This is a genomic window from Streptomyces sp. NPDC004788 (assembly GCF_053601115.1).
This window is the reverse complement of record NZ_JBSGBF010000056.1, coordinates 22,748-39,516: the sequence shown is the minus strand read 5'-3', so window position 1 is coordinate 39,516 and position 16,769 is coordinate 22,748. Positions and strand designations below refer to the sequence as shown.

Below are 16,769 nucleotides of genomic sequence, written 5' to 3'. Positions count from 1 at the left end.
GCGGGGAAGGTCGGCGCCCACCATGCACGTCACGCATCTGTCGCTGGCCGACTTCCGCTCGTACGCCCGGGTCGAGGTCCCGCTCGACCCGGGCGTCACCGCTTTCGTCGGCGCGAACGGCCAGGGCAAGACCAATCTCGTCGAGGCCGTCGGCTATCTCGCCACCCTCGGCAGCCATCGCGTCGCCTCCGACGCCCCGCTGGTGCGGATGGGCGCGGAGCGGGCGGTCATCCGGGCCGCCGTCACCCAGGGCGAGCGCTCCCAGCTGGTCGAGCTGGAGCTCAACCCGGGCCGGGCCAACCGCGCCCGCATCAACCGGTCCTCGCAGGTCAGGCCGCGGGACGTGCTGGGCATCGTCCGGACCGTGCTGTTCGCACCGGAGGACCTGGCGCTGATCAAGGGCGACCCCGGCGAGCGCCGGCGCTTCCTCGACGAACTGATCACGGCGCGCGCGCCGCGCATGGCGGGCGTGCGCTCCGACTACGAGCGGGTGCTCAAGCAGCGCAACACGCTCCTCAAGTCCGCCGCCATGGCCCGGCGGCACGGCGGCCGCTCCATGGACATGTCCACCTTGGACGTCTGGGACCAGCACCTGGCCCGGGCCGGCGCCGAGCTGCTCGCCCAGCGGCTCGACCTCATCGGCATGCTGCGGCCGCTCGCCGACAAGGCGTACGAGCAGCTGGCGCCGGGCGGCGGGCCGGTCCAGCTGGAGTACAAGCCGTCCGCGCCCGGCGACGGGCACACCCGCGAGGAGCTGTACGGGCAGCTGATCGCCGCCCTCGCCGACGTACGCAAGCAGGAGATCGAGCGCGGCGTCACGCTCGTCGGTCCGCACCGCGACGACCTGCTGCTCAAGCTCGGCGACCTGCCGGCCAAGGGGTACGCGAGCCACGGCGAGTCCTGGTCGTACGCGCTGGCGCTGCGGCTCGCCTCGTACGACCTGCTGCGCGCGGAGGGCAACGAGCCGGTGCTCGTGCTCGACGACGTCTTCGCGGAGCTGGACGCGCGGCGCCGGGAACGGCTCGCGGAGCTGGTGGCGCCGGGGGAGCAGGTGCTCGTCACGGCGGCGGTGGACGACGACGTGCCGGGGGTGCTGACGGGGACGCGGTACGCGGTCTCCGGCGGCGAGGTGGAGCGGGTGGTGCAGGGATGAGCGACGAGATTTCCCCACAGCCTGTGGACAAGTCCGCGAGCTCCGCGGTCCCGGCGACCCCGGCGGTCCCCGAGCCCTCCGGCGTCGACCTCGCGCGGGTCGCGCTGCGCGCCGCCAAGGAGCAGGCGAGGGCCCGGGGCGCGGCCGCGGCGCAGAAGAAGCAGGCCCGGCGCGGCGGCGGCCTGCGCTCCGGCGCGCGCGCCGACGGGCGCGACCCGATGGCGCTCGGCGCCGCGATCAACCGGCTGATCACCGAGCGCGGCTGGGAGACGCCGGCGGCGGTGGGCGGCGTCATGGGGCGGTGGCCGCAGATCGTGGGCGAGGACCTCGCGAAACACTGCGTACCGCTGAAGTACGACGAGGACCCGGAGGAGCGGGTGCTCACCGTGCAGTGCGACTCGACGGCATGGGCGACGCAATTGCGGTTGCTGGCGCCGAGGCTGGTGGCGCGGCTGAACGAGGACCTGGGGCACGGGACCGTGCGGATGATCAAGGTGCTGGGGCCGGGTGGGCCGCGGCGGGGGTACGGCCCCCTGCGCGCGCCCGGGTCCACGGGGCCGGGCGACACGTACGGCTGAGCCGGGCCGAGCCGGCGGCGCAGGCCCGCCGGGGCGCGGGTCCGCCGGCGGCGCAGGTCCGCCGGGGCGCGGGTCCAAGCGAAGGGCGCCTGCGCGGGGGTTTGTGCCCACCGTCCCCCCCCCGGACTCCGTCCGGGGGGACCCCCGGCCCCAGCGGGACGGATGCCCACAAACCGTGGGCCACGAAACGGGTCGCCACTACGCGCTACGACCCGAAGCGCTAGGTGGCCGTCAGGGGCGTCTGGAGCCCCTCTCCGGATATGGGGAGTCGTCTCGGGCCCGGCTAGGGCGGCACATGAGCATTCAGGGACCGGCAAACCCCCATGACTGTCAGTGGTACCGGTAGACTGGAAGACAATCCCGCCACCCTGCGGAACATGTCGAACGACGCAGCCGCTCCCGTACGTCCGGAGAACGGCCTGTGCTGTGCCAGAAAGGGCGCTTCGTGGCCGATTCCGGCAACCCCAACGAGAACAACCAGTACACCGCCAGCAACATCCAGGTCCTCGAGGGCCTGGATGCCGTGCGCAAGCGCCCTGGCATGTACATCGGCTCGACCGGTGAGCGCGGTCTGCACCACATGGTGCAGGAGGTCGTCGACAACTCGGTCGACGAAGCCCTGGCCGGGCACGCGGACACCATCGACGTGACGATCCTCGCCGACGGCGGCGTGCGCGTCGTCGACAACGGCCGTGGCATCCCGGTCGGCATCGTCGAGTCCGAGGGCCGGCCGGCGGTCGAGGTCGTGCTGACCGTGCTGCACGCCGGCGGCAAGTTCGGCGGCGGCGGTTACGCGGTCTCCGGCGGTCTGCACGGCGTCGGCGTCTCCGTCGTCAACGCCCTCTCCACCAAGGTCTCGGTGGAGATCAAGACCGACGGCCACCGCTGGACGCAGGACTACAAGATGGGCGTCCCGACCGCGCCCCTCGCGAAGCACGAGGAGACCGACGAGACGGGCACCTCGGTCACCTTCTGGGCCGACCCGGACATCTTCGAGACGACCGAGTACTCCTTCGAGACGCTCTCGCGCCGCTTCCAGGAGATGGCCTTCCTCAACAAGGGCCTGACGATCGCGCTCACCGACGAGCGCGAGTCCGCGAAGGCCACGGTCGGCGCCGACGACCCGGACGCGGAGGCGGCCGCCGAGCCCACGGCCCGTACGGTGAAGTACCACTACGAGGGCGGCATCGTCGACTTCGTGAAGTACCTCAACTCGCGCAAGGGCGAGCTGGTCCACCCGACCGTCATCGACGTCGAGGCCGAGGACAAGGAGCGCCTGCTCTCGGTCGAGATCGCGATGCAGTGGAACTCCTCGTACAGCGAGGGCGTGTACTCGTTCGCGAACACGATCCACACCCACGAGGGCGGTACGCACGAGGAGGGCTTCCGCGCCGCGCTGACGACGCTCGTCAACAAGTACGCGCGCGAGAAGAAGCTGCTCCGCGAGAAGGACGACAACCTCACGGGTGACGACATCCGCGAGGGTCTGACCGCGATCATCTCGGTCAAGATCGGCGAGCCGCAGTTCGAGGGCCAGACCAAGACCAAGCTCGGCAACACCGAGGCGAAGACCTTCGTCCAGAAGGTCGTCTTCGAGCACCTCACGGACTGGTTCGACCGCAACCCCAACGAGGCCGCGGACATCATCCGCAAGGGCATCACCGCCGCCACCGCGCGCGTGGCCGCCCGCAAGGCCCGTGACCTGACCCGCCGCAAGGGTCTCCTGGAGTCGGCGTCGCTGCCGGGCAAGCTCTCCGACTGCCAGTCGAACGACCCCACCAAGTGCGAGATCTTCATCGTCGAGGGTGACTCCGCCGGCGGCTCGGCCAAGTCCGGCCGCAACCCGATGTACCAGGCCATCCTGCCGATCCGCGGCAAGATCCTGAACGTCGAGAAGGCCCGGATCGACAAGATCCTGCAGAACACCGAGGTCCAGGCGCTGATCTCCGCCTTCGGCACCGGTGTGCACGAGGACTTCGACATCGAGAAGCTCCGCTATCACAAGATCATCCTGATGGCGGACGCCGACGTCGACGGCCAGCACATCAACACCCTGCTGCTGACCTTCCTCTTCCGCTTCATGCGTCCGCTGGTCGAGGCCGGTCACGTCTACCTCTCCCGCCCGCCGCTCTACAAGATCAAGTGGGGCCGGGACGACTTCGAGTACGCCTACTCGGACCGCGAGCGCGACGCGCTCGTCGAGCTGGGCAAGCAGAACGGCAAGCGGATCCGCGAGGACTCGATCCAGCGCTTCAAGGGTCTCGGCGAGATGAACGCCGAGGAGCTGCGCGTCACCACCATGGACGTCGAGCACCGTGTGCTCGGCCAGGTCACCCTGGACGACGCCGCGCAGGCCGACGACCTGTTCTCGGTGCTGATGGGCGAGGACGTCGAGGCACGGCGCTCGTTCATCCAGCGCAACGCCAAGGACGTTCGTTTCCTCGACATCTGAGTCGGTCTCAGCTGACCGTACGAAAGGACTGACGACCAGCAATGGCCGACGAAAACACTCCCGTGAACACCGAGACCGCGGAAGAGGAAGAGCCGCAGCTGCGGATCGAGCCGGTCGGGCTCGAGACCGAGATGCAGCGCTCGTACCTCGACTACGCGATGTCCGTCATCGTGTCCCGCGCGCTGCCCGACGTCCGCGACGGTCTCAAGCCGGTGCACCGCCGCGTCCTGTACGCGATGTACGACGGCGGCTACCGGCCCGAGAAGGGCTTCTACAAGTGCGCCCGCGTCGTCGGCGACGTGATGGGCAACTACCACCCGCACGGCGACACCTCGATCTACGACGCCCTCGTCCGTCTCGCCCAGCCCTGGGCCATGCGGATGCCGCTCGTCGACTCCAACGGCAACTTCGGCTCCCCGGGCAACGACCCGGCGGCCGCCATGCGCTACACCGAGTGCAAGATGGCGCCGCTGTCGATGGAGATGGTCCGCGACATCGACGAGGAGACCGTCGACTTCACGGACAACTACGACGGCCGCTCCCAGGAGCCGACCGTCCTGCCCTCCCGCTTCCCGAACCTGCTGATCAACGGCTCCGCCGGCATCGCGGTCGGCATGGCGACCAACATCCCGCCGCACAACCTGCGCGAGGTCGCCGCCGGCGCCCAGTGGTACCTGGAGAACCCCGAGGCCAGCCACGAGGAGCTGCTCGACGCGCTCATCGAGCGCATCAAGGGCCCCGACTTCCCCACCGGCGCGCTCGTCGTCGGCCGCAAGGGCATCGAGGAGGCGTACCGCACCGGCCGCGGCTCCATCACCATGCGCGCGGTCGTCGAGGTCGAGGAGATCCAGAACCGCCAGTGCCTGGTGGTCACCGAGCTGCCCTACCAGGTCAACCCGGACAACCTCGCGCAGAAGATCGCCGACCTGGTCAAGGACGGCAAGATCGGCGGCATCGCCGACGTCCGCGACGAGACCTCCTCGCGCACCGGCCAGCGCCTGGTCATCGTGCTCAAGCGGGACGCGGTCGCCAAGGTCGTCCTCAACAACCTCTACAAGCACACCGACCTGCAGACGAACTTCGGCGCCAACATGCTGGCCCTCGTCGACGGCGTGCCGCGCACCCTCTCGATCGACGCGTTCATCCGCCACTGGGTGACGCACCAGATCGAGGTCATCGTCCGCCGGACGAAGTTCCGGCTGCGCAAGGCCGAGGAGCGCGCCCACATCCTGCGCGGTCTGCTCAAGGCGCTCGACGCGATCGACGAGGTCATCGCGCTCATCCGGCGCAGCGAGACGGTCGAGGTGGCCCGCGAGGGCCTCATGGGCCTCCTCCAGATCGACGAGATCCAGGCCAACGCCATCCTCGAGATGCAGCTGCGCCGGCTCGCCGCCCTGGAGCGCCAGAAGATCGTCGCCGAGCACGACGAGCTCCAGGCGAAGATCAACGAGTACAACGCGATCCTGGCCTCGCCCGAGAAGCAGCGGGCGATCGTCAGCGAGGAACTCGCCGCCCTCGTCGCCAAGTTCGGCGACGACCGCCGCTCCCAGCTGGTGCCCTTCGACGGTGACATGTCCATCGAGGACCTCATCGCCGAGGAGGACATCGTCGTCACCATCACGCGTGGCGGCTACGTCAAGCGGACGAAGACCGAGGACTACCGCTCGCAGAAGCGCGGCGGCAAGGGTGTGCGCGGCACGAAGCTGAAGCAGGACGACATCGTCGACCACTTCTTCGTCTCCACCACGCACCACTGGCTGCTGTTCTTCACCAACAAGGGCCGGGTCTACCGGGCCAAGGCGTACGAGCTGCCGGACGCCGGCCGGGACGCCCGCGGCCAGCACGTGGCCAACCTGCTCGCCTTCCAGCCGGACGAGCAGATCGCCCAGATCCTCGCGATCCGCGACTACGAGGCCGCGCCCTACCTGGTGCTCGCCACCAAGGCCGGTCTGGTGAAGAAGACCGCCCTGAAGGACTACGACTCGCCGCGCTCCGGCGGCGTCATCGCGATCAACCTGCGCGAGCGGGAGGACGGCAGCGACGACGAGCTGATCGGCGCCGAGCTGGTGTCCGCCGAGGACGACCTGCTGCTCGTCTCCAAGAAGGCGCAGTCGATCCGCTTCACCGCCACGGACGAGGCGCTGCGCCCGATGGGCCGGGCCACGTCCGGCGTCAAGGGGATGAGTTTCCGCGAGGACGACGAGCTTCTCTCGATGAATGTCGTCCGCCCGGGTACCTTCGTCTTCACCGCGACCGACGGTGGCTACGCCAAGCGCACCCCGGTCGACGAGTACCGCGTCCAGGGCCGCGGCGGCCTCGGCATCAAGGCCGCCAAGATCGTGGAGGACCGCGGTTCGCTCGTGGGCGCGCTGGTGGTCGAGGAGACGGACGAGATCCTCGCCATCACCCTGTCCGGCGGTGTGATTCGTACGCGAGTCAACGAAGTCAGGGAGACCGGCCGTGACACGATGGGCGTCCAGCTGATCAACCTGGGCAAGCGCGACGCCGTCGTCGGTATCGCTCGCAACGCCGAGGCCGGCAGCGAGGACGAGTACGTCGAGGGCGCCGCCGACGGCGTCGACGCTGCCGACGCTGTGGAAACGGCCGAGACGGCCGTGACGGCTGAGTCGGCCGAGGGCACGGAGCCCGCGGCCGGGGAGTGACGAGGAGCAGAGCGTGAGTGGAGCCACGGGCACCGATCCGGTTGACGGACGGTCCACAGGATCGAGCGGTGCCCGTGGCTCCGCCACGGACTCCCAGGGGGTTTCGGTGACGGACACTCGGGGGCAGCGGCCCCCGTACGACACGTACAACGGGCCGCTGCCCGGCGAGCGCGGTGGGACGCAGCCCCAGGGCCCGTACCACCCGCCGCAGGCGTACGGCACCCCGGCGCAGGGCACGCCCACGGGCGGCTCCGCGGCCGGTCACACGGCGGGCGGGCAGAACGGCGCCTCCGCCGCGCGCAAGCCCCGCACCGGGGCGCGCACGACCCCGCGGACGCGCAAGGCGCGGCTGCGGGTGGCCAAGGCCGATCCGTGGTCGGTGATGAAGGTGAGCTTCCTGCTCTCCATCGCGCTCGGCGTCTGCACGGTGGTGGCCGCGGCCGTGCTGTGGATGGTCATGGACGCCATGGGCGTCTTCTCGACCGTCGGCGGCACGATCAGCGAGGCGACCGGCTCCAACGAGTCGAACGGCTTCGACCTGCAGTCCTTCCTGTCGCTGCCGCGCGTCCTGATCTTCACGTCGGTGATCGCGGTGATCGACGTCGTCCTGATGACCGCGCTGGCCACGCTGGGCGCGTTCATCTACAACCTCTCCGCCGGGTTCGTGGGCGGTGTCGAGCTCACGCTCGCCGAGGACGAGTGACGAGACGAGTGACGAGGGCGGGTGACCCGCGGGTGACCCGCGCATGACGCCTGAGGGGCCGGTCCAGGGATCGGATTTTGGGACTGGCCCCCACGTGCGCTAATCTTCAGGAGTCAGCGAGCGGGACACACACCGCGAAGCACGGCGGGGCTATAGCTCAGTTGGTTAGAGCGCATCCCTGATAAGGATGAGGCCACAGGTTCAAATCCTGTTAGCCCCACACAGAAGATCGGCCCGGACGGTTCACCCGTCCGGGCCGATTGCTTTGTTGATCACGACCCATGTGTAGAGTGGGCGTCAGAAGTCTCCTACGTCAATGAAAGACGAGGTCGCGCGGTGAAGAAGCTTCTCCTGGTCGCACTGGCCGCCATCGGCGGGCTCCTCGTGTACCGCCAGATCCAGGCGGATCGCGCCGAGCAGGATCTGTGGACGGAGGCGACCGACTCCGTGCCCGCAGGTTCGGGTGTGTGAGACGAAACCGTCTGGGCGAGGCCCCGGCCGCTTCTCGCGGCCGGGGCCTCGCCTTGTTCGCGCAAGCGAACGAATTCCTTGCTTTTGTGAATGCCGTGTCTCCGTCTACGCCTGGATGAGCGCCCAGATCCCCACCGCGAAGCACACCAGCGCGGTGACCAACACCGGCACCGCCACCTTCGCGGGAGGACCGGAGCGGCGCGCGGGGACCGTCGGCGCGGTCAGGGTGGCGTACGCGGTCACGGTCGGCGCGTACGACGGAGGCGGCGGTACGGGTGTGGGCGCCGGCCCGGGTTCCGGTACGGGTGCGGGCTCCGGTACGGGCCGCGTTACGGGCGCGGGCGCGGGCCCCTGTACGGGCGCGGGCGCCGGCTCCCGTACGGGCTTCGGTCCGGCAGCCTGCGGATTGGCAGCCTCCGGACCGACAGGACCGGCAGCCTGTCGAGCGGCAGCCTGCGGACCGGCAGCCTGTGGGCCCGCGGCCCGCGGGCCCGCCGTCTGCGGACCGTCGGGGCCGAAGCCGGGCGGCAGCGGGCCGATCTGGTCGAAGATCTCGACCGGTTCCTCGCCGGCCGCCGGCTCGGGCAGCAGCTCGGCCGCCGCCTGCAGCGCCTTGCGCGCCCCCGTGGCCGTACGGAACCGGTTCCGCGGGTCCGGCTGGAGCAGGCCCGCCAGAACCTGCCAGAGGGGCTCGGGGACGCCCTGAGGGGCTCCTGGGGTCCCGTGGGCCAGGAAGAGCCGCACGAGGGCCTGGGAGTCCGGCTTGCGGCCCTCCAGCAGATAGAGCCCGACCAGGCCCACCGCGAACAGGTCGGCCGTGAAGTCGGGCTCGGAGCCCGTCAGTTGCTCGGGCGCGAAGTAGCCGGGCGTCCCCATCACGTGGTGGGTCTCGGTGAGCCGGGGCTCGCCCTTGCGCATGGAGATGCCGAAGTCGGAGAGCCGCAGATGCGGCCGCCCGGTGCCGGTGGCCTCCATGAGGATGTTGGCCGGCTTGATGTCCCGGTGCACGACCCCCTCCGCGTGCACCGCGGCCAGCCCGGCCAGCAGCTGGTCGAGCAGCACGCACACCAGCCGGGGCGGCAGCGCGCCGTAGTCCCCGATGACGTGCGCCAGGGAACCACCCGCCACCAGGTCCATGGTGAACAGGACCTTGTCGTCGTCCGCGGCCCAGCTGGCCGGGGCGAGGACGTGGGGGTGGTCGATCCTGAGCGCCTGCTCGCGGACGAAGCGCAGCAGGGTGTGGGCGTCGCTCTGCTGGAGCACCTTCGCCGCCACGTAGCGGCGGCGCCGGTGGTCCCAGGCCCGCCACACCGCGCCTATGCCGCCACGGCCGACCGGATCGACCAGCTCGTACCGGCCCGCGAACACCTCACCCATCGTGCTGCGCCCGCCCCCCGCCCCGTACTACGGCGTCAGTTCCGGTGTCAGTTCTGGTGCGACTCGTAGTGGGCGACCGCGTCCGCCGTGCGCCCGGCGCCGTACACCCGGAGGAACTCTGCCAGTTCGGGGTGGGCGGGCGCGAGAGTGTCGGCCGCGTCGAGGATGTCGCCGGCCGCGGCCACGGAGCGCAGCAGGGACTGGATCTCCCGGACCACGCGGCGCACGGTGGGCGCGCCGCTGGTGCCCGTGGTCGTGCTGTTGGCGGTGAGCACCGAGCCTCCCTGGGACTTCTTGATCTCGTCCATCCGGTCGGTGGCCTCGGCGGCGCTGACGCTGCCGTCGGCGACCTGGCCGGCCAGCTCCTGCAGGGCCTGCACCCGCTGTACGACGGCGGGGTTGCCGATCTTGGCCCGCTGGCCGCTCATCAGCTGGGAGAGCATGGGCGCCGAGAGCCCGAGCACGGCCGCCAGCCTGGCCTGGTTCAGCCCGAGATCGTCGATCAGCCGGCGGAAGAGCGCCCCCAACGGCTCCCCGTACCAACTGCGCTGAAGCTCCCGGGCTCTGGCCGTGGCTTCCTGCTGCGCTGTATCCATTACCACTTCTCCCCATCCCTGGGTTCGCCACTGCGAACCCCGGTCAGCATCTTACGGAGCGTGGTCGTCTCGGGGGAGTCCCAATCCTTTTGCGGGATACGGGGGGTGACCCGGTACTCTGGTCTCGTTCCGGGGCCTTAGCTCAGTTGGTAGAGCGCTGTCTTTGCATGGCAGATGTCAGGGGTTCGACTCCCCTAGGCTCCACTCCGAGACGCCCTCTCTGACCTGCGGAAACGCGGTCGGAGGGGGCGTTTTTCGAGGTCAGGACCCGGCCGAGGTCGAGGACGCTGAGGCCGAACATCAGGACGCCCAGCGGGACGTGCAGCGCGGGCTTGTGGGCGATGCCGAGGACGACCTGGGCGGAGGCGAGGACCAGGAAGCCGGTGGAGTGGAGGATCGGGCGGGGCGAGCCGCCGCCCGGCCGCCAGGCGAGGACCGCGGCGAGGACGTAGAGCATCGTCGCGCCGTACATCACCCGGGCTCCGACGCCGTGCAGCGTCTCTCCGTACGAGGTGGAGAGCAGCAGTCCGGCGCTGGTGGCCTGGAGGAAGAGGGTCAGGGTCTGCAGGGCGATCGAGACCTTGAGGAAGGTCTCCGTCTTTCCGGTCATGTGGCGTCCTTTCCGACGGTGGGTCCGGTGGTGGCTCTGATGGCGGCTCTGATGGCGGCTCTGACGGCGGCCCTGGTGGGGGCGCCGCGGTCAGCGGAGGGTGAGCGGGGTCCCGGAGGTGACCGCGGTGAGCTTCTCGGGATTGCGGACGAAGTAGATGCCGGTGATGAGGCCGTCCTCGACGCGCAGCGCCATGACGCCGTCGAATGCGCCGTCGAGGTGGACGGCGAGGGCGGGGCTGCCGTTGACGAAGGTGGGCTCGCAGGTGAACGTGGCGCCGACCTTGCGCGAGCGGCCGAGGTAGAAGCGGACGAACTTCTCGGCGCCGACGACCGGGCGCAGCGCGGCCCGCTTGAGCCCGCCGCCGTCGGCGAGCAGGACCACGTCGGGGGCGAGCACGTCGAGGAGGCCCTGCGGGTCGCCGGTCTCGACCGCGCGGCGGAAGGACTCCATGGCCGCCCGGGCCTCGCGCACGGAGGCCGTCTTGCGGGGGCGGCGGGCGTCGACGTGCTGCCGGGCGCGGTGGGCGATCTGCCGGACGGTCGCCGGCGTCTTGCCGACGGCGGCCGCGATCTCCTCGTATCCGACGTCGAAGACCTCGCGCAGCACGAAGACGGCCCGCTCGGTCGGGGTGAGCGTCTCCAGGACCAGCATCATCGCCATGGACATGCTCTCGGCGAGCTCGACGTCCTCCGCCACGTCGGGCGCGGTGAGCAGCGGCTCCGGCAGCCACTGGCCGACGTACGCCTCCCGGCGACGCTTGACCACGCGCAGCCGGTTGAGCGCCTGCCGGGTGGTGATCCGGACCAGGTACGCGCGCGGGTCGCGCACCTGGTCGAGGTCGACGCCGGCCCAGCGCAGCCAGGTCTCCTGGAGCACGTCCTCGGCGTCGGCGGCGGAGCCGAGCATCTCGTACGCGACGGTGAAGAGCAGATTCCGGTGCGCGACGAAGGTCTCGGTCGCCGCGTCCGGGGCTTCGGCGGCCGGTTCGTGGGGTTCGGCGGTCTGGTCCGGGGCTGCGGCGGCGGCTTCGGCGGCCTGGTCCGGGGCTGCGGCGTCGGCGGTCTGGTCGGGGGCTCCAGCGGCCTCGTGGGGTGCGGCGGAGGCGTCCACGGCAAGGTCCTTTCCGTCAGAGGCTGTTGACCGGGTCAGACTGCCCGCTCGGCGGCGGGCTCCGCCATCTCCTCCCGGCCGCGCAGCAGTTCGCGCCGGTGCGGGCCCTTCGGCCAGTGGTGCGAGCCGGGCTTGCGGGCCTCGTTCACCAGGTGCTTGACGCTGAACTCGCAGGAGACCTCCTTGAGTTTGGCGCCGGGGCGGCCGCCGACGTAGAGCCGCTTCGCGGTGTCGTCCTTGTTCGCGAGCTGGAAGACCCCGGCCCGCCGCCCCAGGCTGATGCACATGGCCGGGTACGACAGGTCGACGGGCTCCGGCCGCTCGCCCGCGATGCGGTGCAGCACGGTGTCGGCGGCGTGCGCGCCGAGGCAGCCCGCCCCGTAGGCGCTCATCCGGAACGGCAGGTCGGAGGGGGCCGCCGCGTCGCCGGCGGCGACGATCCGCTCGTCGTCGACGCTGGTCAGCGTCTCGTCGGTGAGCAGCCGCCCGGCCGGGTCGGTGCGCAGGCCGCTGTTGGTCGCGAGGTCGGGGACGGCGAAGCCGGTCGTCCAGACGGTGACCGCGCTGCGCAGCTCGCGCCCGTCGGCGAGCGTGACGGTGTCGCGGGTCACGGCGGTCACCCTGGTGCCGGGACCGTCGAGCACGGTCGTGCCGAGCGCGGCCAGCCGCCCCGCGACCGCGGCCCGCGCCTTCGGGTGCAGATACGGGGCGAGCACCCCGCCGGACACCAGGGTGACGTGCCGGCCCTGCTCGCTGAGCTCGGCGGCCGTCTCGACGCCGGTCGGCCCGCCTCCGACGACGGTCACCGGGGCCTCGGCCGGCGTGGCGTCCAAGGCCGCGCGCAGCTCCCGGGCCGTCTCCAGGGTGACCGGCTGGTGGGCGAACTCGGCGGCGCCGGGGACGCGCGGCTCGGCGCCGTGGCTGCCGACCCCGTAGACCAGGTAGTCGTAGCCGAGCGTCCCGCCGCTCCACAGGTTCACCCGGCGGGCGGCCGCGTCGATCCGGGTCACCTCGTCGACGACGAGCCGTACGCCGGTGGCGAGGACCTCGTCGTACGCGACGACCGCGTCGTGCGTCCCGCCCACCAGCTGGTGCAGCCGGAGCCGCGGGACGAAGACCGCGCGCGGGTTGACCAGCGTGACGTGCACGTCGGGCCGCTGGGTGAGGCGGTTGGCGGCCATGACGCCCGCGTAACCGCCGCCGATCACGACCACCTCGGTGGTGCCCTGCTCGATGTCGCTCATGGTCTGTCTCCTCCGTCTCCCCGTCCGTTTCCGGGGGGTCGGCCTCAAGACACCGGGGGACCTCCCGGCGTGACATGCTGTGACCCGGATCACTTCCGCGAGGGTGGGGGCACACTGGCAGGAGGGGGCAGCTTCGGAAGAGGGTGCTCGGATGGCCAGAACGCGATCAGGGTCGCGCTACGCCCCGGACCGGGGGCTCGCCACGCGCATGGCGACGACGATGTTCCTGATCGGACTGCTGTACGTGGTGTTCGTCGGGGTCCTGATGGTGCTGCTGCGCGGATCCTGGCCCGTCATCCTGCTGCTCGCGGGCGCCCTGTTCGTCGCGCAGTTCTGGTTCAGCGACAAGATCGCCGCCCTGGGCATGGGGGCGCGCGAGGTCACCCGGGAACAGGCCCCGGACCTGCACGGCACCGTGGACCGCATCTGCGCGCTCGCCGACATGCCGAAACCCAAGGTCGCGATCGCCGACAGCGACGTGCCCAACGCCTTCGCGACCGGCCGCGGCGAGAAGACGGCGCTGGTCTGCGTCACGACCGGGCTGCTGCGCCGCCTGGAGCCGGAGGAGCTGGAGGGCGTCCTCGCCCACGAGATGTCCCATGTGGCACACCGCGACGTCGCGGTGATGACCATCGCCTCGTTCCTCGGCGTCCTTGCCGGGATGATGACCCGCGTCGCCCTCTACAGCGGCCTCGGCCGCAGCCGGGACAGCAACACGGCCATCGCGGTGATCCTGATCCCGGTCGTCAGCGGCTTCGTGTACGTGATCAGCTTCCTGCTGACCCGGGTGCTCTCCCGCTACCGCGAGCTCGCCGCCGACCGGGCCGCCGCGCTGCTCACCGGCCGCCCGTCGGCGCTCGCCTCCGCGCTCACCAAGGTGACCGGCCAGATGGCCCGGATCCCGACCCAGGACCTGCGCAAGGCGGAGCCGTACAACGCCTTCTGGTTCGCGCCCGCCTTCTCCTCGAAGGAGAGCCTGAGCCGGCTGCTCTCCAGCCACCCCACCCTGGAGCAGCGGCTCGACCAGCTGGCCCGGATCTCGGCCCAGCTGGGCGAGGGCTGAGGGCTGAGGGCCGGGGACCAGGGCCGATGGGACTCCTCGACAGCATCCTCGGACGGAGCAGGCCGGTACGGCCCGACCTCGACCGGCTGTTCGCGCTGCCGGCCGCCGCGCTCACCCTCCAGGCCGGCACCGGCTACGCGCCCACGGGCGCCGGGTCGGTCTGCTTCGCGGGGGTGGAGGGCGGCGCGTTCACACAGTTGAAGGAGGAGGTACGGGAGCTGCTCGACGTGGACAAGAGGGACGCGGGCTCCCGGGTGGCGTTCACGCAGGACGCGTACGGCTACACCTGGCTCGCCGCCCACCGCCCGGCCGACGACCTCGCGGCGCTGGTCAACGATCTCCACGCGGTCAACACGCTGCTCGAGGAGGCCGGGTTCGGCCCGCACCTGCTGTGCTCCCTGACCGCCTTCCGCGACGCGGGGGCCGCACACGACCTGGCGCTCGTCTACCTCTACAAGCGCGGTACCTTCTACCCCTTCGCGCCCCGCTCGGACGGCTCCGAGAACCGCGACAACACCCTGGAACTCCAGGTCAGGGCGCTGCTCGCGGGTGATCTGGCGATGGAGCCGGAGCTGGAGCGGTGGTTCCCGGTGTGGGGCGCGCCAGGGCTCGGCGGGACCTAGGGGGTGTCTCCGGCCCGATCCGAAAGAAACGGCCTACGGGCGGGCAAAGTGGCCCGCGGGATCAAGGGCTCAATGGACCAGAATTCCTGGGCCACTGGCCCATAAAGTCGTGTCCATGGCGAAAACTCAAGAGGCGACTCCTCGGGCGACTCCTCAGGCGACTCCCCGGGCCACGCACCGGGTCCTGCTCCTGGCCCAGCTCAGCAACTCCGTCGGCGACGGAGCCTTCTACACCACCTCGGCGCTCTACTTCTCCAAGATCATCGGCCTCTCCGCCCCGCAGATCGGCGCCGGCCTCGCCGTCGCCTGGGGCGTCGGCTCGCTCGCCGGGGTGCCGCTCGGAGCCCTCGCCGACCGGCGCGGACCGCGCGGCAGCGCCGTACTGCTCGCCCTGGCGACCTCGGCGGCCGTCGCCTCCTTCCTCGTCATCCGCTCCTTCCTGCCCTTCCTGCTCGCCGCCGTCGCCTACGCCACCGCGCAGAGCGGCCTCGCCGCCGCCCGCCAGGCCCTGCTCGCCGGCCTGGTCGAACCCGGCGCCCGGGTCGCGATGCTGGCCCGGCTCCAGGCCACGCTCAACGCCGGCCTCGCCGTCGGCGCCGCGCTCGGCGGCTTCGCACTGAGCGCCGGGACCCGCTCCGCCTATCTCGCCGTCTTCACCCTCGACGCGCTCGGCTTCCTGCTCTGCGCCGTGCTGCTGCGCGGCCTGCCGCCGGTCCAGGGCGGCCCCGAGGCGACCGGTCAGGGCGACGGGCCGCGGCTCGTGGTGCTGCGGGACCGTCCGTACGCCCTGCTCACCCTCCTCAACGCGGCCCTGCTGCTCCGGCTGCCGCTGCTCAGCCTCGCCCTGCCGCTGTGGATCGCGGAGCGCACGGCGGCGCCCGGCTGGACGGTCTCGGCCCTCTTCGTCGTCAACACGGGCGCGGTGATGCTCTTTCAGGTGCGCGCCGCCCGCTCGGTGACCGGGCTGCCGGAGGCCGTACGGGCGGTGCGGAGCTCCGGCTTCGTGATGCTCGCCTCGTGCGCGGTGTTCGCGGTGACGGCGGCGGCCGGCCTCGGCACCTGGCCGGTGGTCGGGGTGCTCGTCCTGGGCGCGGTCCTCCAGGTCGTCGCCGAGATGCGCCACTCGGCGGGCTCGTGGCAGATCGGCTTCGGGCTCGCCCCGGCCGACCGGATGGGCCAGTACCAGGGCTTCTACGGCACGGGCGTGCCGGTCGCCAGGACGCTGGGCCCGCTGCTCGTCACCACGCTGCTCATCGGGCAGGGCGCCGTGGGCTGGCTGGTCCTGGGCGGGATCTTCCTGGTGGCGGCGCTCGCCACGGGCCCCGCGGTGCGGTGGGCCGAGCGCAGCGCAAGCCGTACTGCGCCGGACGAGTGGTGTTCATCGGAAGAACTGCACGACGACGGCGTCGCTCCGGGCATTCCGGTCGCGCTTCCCCATCATGAGGAATGTACGAAAAGCGCGCAATCCGAAATGAACCATCCGAGAACGCCCGGAACACCCGGAACTCCTGAGGCTCTCGGAACGCCCACACCGGAACCCGAAAGAAAGTGAGGGGTCATGGCCGCCGCCAAGCAGTTCTGGACCGCCCTCGTCTCCGTCCTCTTCGCCCTTCTCGCCTCCCTCGGCCTCGCGACTCCCGCCACCGCCGCCGCCCAGCCCGCGCTCGCCCAGGGCGAGGAGCCGGCACTCGCCGGTGCCGCCGCGGCCGCCGCAGCGCGCCCCGCCGTCTCCGTACCCGCACAGCGGTCCCCCGACTGGCACCGGGCCCAGGGCCGCGCCCTGCCGCCCACGATGAAGCAGCGCATCCGCGCCGAGGCGCACGGTTCCTCCCCCGCCGTCCGCCACCTGCGTGCGGACGCCGCGGCCGAAGGCGTCGACCTGACCGGCCTGGCGCTGGCCGCCACGGCCGGTTCGACGGCCGGTGCCACGGCTGGTTCTTCGGCCGGTTCGACGGCCGACTCCTCGGCCGGTTCTCCGGCCGGCGCGACCGCCCGGTCGGCCGCCGGCTCCGCGGCCGCGTAGGGCGTGGCGGAAGCTCCGCCACGCCCTACGGCTCGTCGGCCTCATCGGCCTCATCGGTGTCGCACGGCCTTCCGGCCTTCCGGCCTCGCACGGCCCTCCG

14 protein-coding genes, 2 tRNA genes and 1 pseudogene are annotated in these 16,769 nt (G+C 71.5%); 12 read left to right on the top strand and 5 right to left on the bottom strand.

The genetic code is table 11. From position 1 onward, the window contains the following. The first annotated feature begins 22 nt into the window (after window positions 1-22). The 7 genes from recF to ACWEJX_RS23440 all read left to right on the top strand — a co-directional run bounded on the left by recF (window position 23) and on the right by ACWEJX_RS23440 (window position 8,020). Window positions 23-1,153: a DNA replication/repair protein RecF gene (gene recF, locus ACWEJX_RS23470; RefSeq protein WP_451609371.1), complete on the top strand. Its 1,131-nt coding sequence runs from the start codon at window positions 23-25 to the stop codon at window positions 1,151-1,153. After that, window positions 1,150-1,731, top strand: coding sequence for a DUF721 domain-containing protein (locus ACWEJX_RS23465; RefSeq protein WP_451609370.1), 582 nt, complete (start codon window positions 1,150-1,152; stop codon window positions 1,729-1,731). Before recF ends, ACWEJX_RS23465 begins: the two co-directional genes overlap by 4 nt. Before the next feature lie 421 nt (window positions 1,732-2,152). Continuing rightward, window positions 2,153-4,183, top strand: a complete 2,031-nt coding sequence (gene gyrB, locus ACWEJX_RS23460) for a DNA topoisomerase (ATP-hydrolyzing) subunit B (protein ID WP_451609369.1) — start codon at window positions 2,153-2,155, stop codon at window positions 4,181-4,183. A gap of 41 nt (window positions 4,184-4,224) precedes the next feature. Continuing rightward, on the top strand, window positions 4,225-6,846 hold the full coding sequence (gyrA, locus tag ACWEJX_RS23455) for a DNA gyrase subunit A (protein WP_451609368.1): 2,622 nt from the start codon (window positions 4,225-4,227) through the stop codon (window positions 6,844-6,846). Window positions 6,847-6,952: 106 nt separating this feature from the next. Next, window positions 6,953-7,549: a DUF3566 domain-containing protein gene (locus ACWEJX_RS23450; RefSeq protein ID WP_451609367.1), complete on the top strand. Its 597-nt coding sequence runs from the start codon at window positions 6,953-6,955 to the stop codon at window positions 7,547-7,549. Between the two features lie 146 nt (window positions 7,550-7,695). Then, window positions 7,696-7,769 (top strand) — tRNA-Ile (locus ACWEJX_RS23445). Window positions 7,770-7,885: 116 nt separating this feature from the next. Next, the gene (locus ACWEJX_RS23440) at window positions 7,886-8,020 is read left to right on the top strand and encodes a DLW-39 family protein (protein WP_003958712.1); all 135 of its coding nucleotides are present in this window, start codon (window positions 7,886-7,888) and stop codon (window positions 8,018-8,020) included. 105 nt (window positions 8,021-8,125) lie between these two features. Here ACWEJX_RS23440 and ACWEJX_RS23435 read toward each other — a convergent pair whose 3' ends face one another. After that, a complete protein-coding gene (locus ACWEJX_RS23435) occupies window positions 8,126-9,397 on the bottom strand; it encodes a serine/threonine-protein kinase (RefSeq protein WP_451609366.1) in 1,272 nt (423 codons plus the stop codon). Between the two features lie 47 nt (window positions 9,398-9,444). Next, complete coding sequence (locus ACWEJX_RS23430) at window positions 9,445-9,993, bottom strand: helix-turn-helix domain-containing protein (RefSeq protein ID WP_451609365.1); 549 nt, start codon at window positions 9,991-9,993, stop codon at window positions 9,445-9,447. Between the two features lie 131 nt (window positions 9,994-10,124). Here ACWEJX_RS23430 and ACWEJX_RS23425 point away from each other — a divergent pair. Next, window positions 10,125-10,197 (top strand) — tRNA-Ala (locus ACWEJX_RS23425). A gap of 64 nt (window positions 10,198-10,261) precedes the next feature. Here the strand turns inward: ACWEJX_RS23425 and ACWEJX_RS23420 are convergent. The 3 genes and pseudogenes from ACWEJX_RS23420 to ACWEJX_RS23410 all read right to left on the bottom strand — a co-directional run. Continuing rightward, window positions 10,262-10,603: pseudogene (locus ACWEJX_RS23420) on the bottom strand (hypothetical protein); the annotation flags it as partial. A gap of 90 nt (window positions 10,604-10,693) precedes the next feature. After that, window positions 10,694-11,536, bottom strand: coding sequence for an RNA polymerase sigma-70 factor (locus tag ACWEJX_RS23415; protein WP_451609382.1), 843 nt, complete (start codon window positions 11,534-11,536; stop codon window positions 10,694-10,696). A gap of 215 nt (window positions 11,537-11,751) precedes the next feature. Then, window positions 11,752-12,960 carry an NAD(P)/FAD-dependent oxidoreductase gene (locus tag ACWEJX_RS23410; protein ID WP_451609364.1) on the bottom strand — a complete coding sequence of 403 codons (1,209 nt, stop codon included), beginning with the start codon at window positions 12,958-12,960 and terminating at the stop codon, window positions 11,752-11,754. 151 nt (window positions 12,961-13,111) lie between these two features. Here ACWEJX_RS23410 and htpX point away from each other — a divergent pair, with 151 nt between their 5' ends. From htpX to ACWEJX_RS23390, 4 genes are all read left to right on the top strand, one after another. After that, the gene (gene htpX, locus ACWEJX_RS23405) at window positions 13,112-14,023 is read left to right on the top strand and encodes a zinc metalloprotease HtpX (RefSeq protein ID WP_451609363.1); all 912 of its coding nucleotides are present in this window, start codon (window positions 13,112-13,114) and stop codon (window positions 14,021-14,023) included. Between the two features lie 26 nt (window positions 14,024-14,049). After that, on the top strand, window positions 14,050-14,646 hold the full coding sequence (pspAB, locus tag ACWEJX_RS23400; RefSeq protein ID WP_451609362.1) for a PspA-associated protein PspAB: 597 nt from the start codon (window positions 14,050-14,052) through the stop codon (window positions 14,644-14,646). Window positions 14,647-14,761: 115 nt separating this feature from the next. After that, window positions 14,762-16,198 (top strand): MFS transporter, encoded by a 1,437-nt coding sequence (locus ACWEJX_RS23395; protein ID WP_451609361.1) that lies wholly within the window; start codon window positions 14,762-14,764, stop codon window positions 16,196-16,198. Window positions 16,199-16,204: 6 nt separating this feature from the next. Further along, the gene (locus ACWEJX_RS23390) at window positions 16,205-16,669 is read left to right on the top strand and encodes a DUF6344 domain-containing protein (RefSeq protein WP_451609360.1); all 465 of its coding nucleotides are present in this window, start codon (window positions 16,205-16,207) and stop codon (window positions 16,667-16,669) included. The last annotated feature ends 100 nt before the right edge of the window (window positions 16,670-16,769 follow it).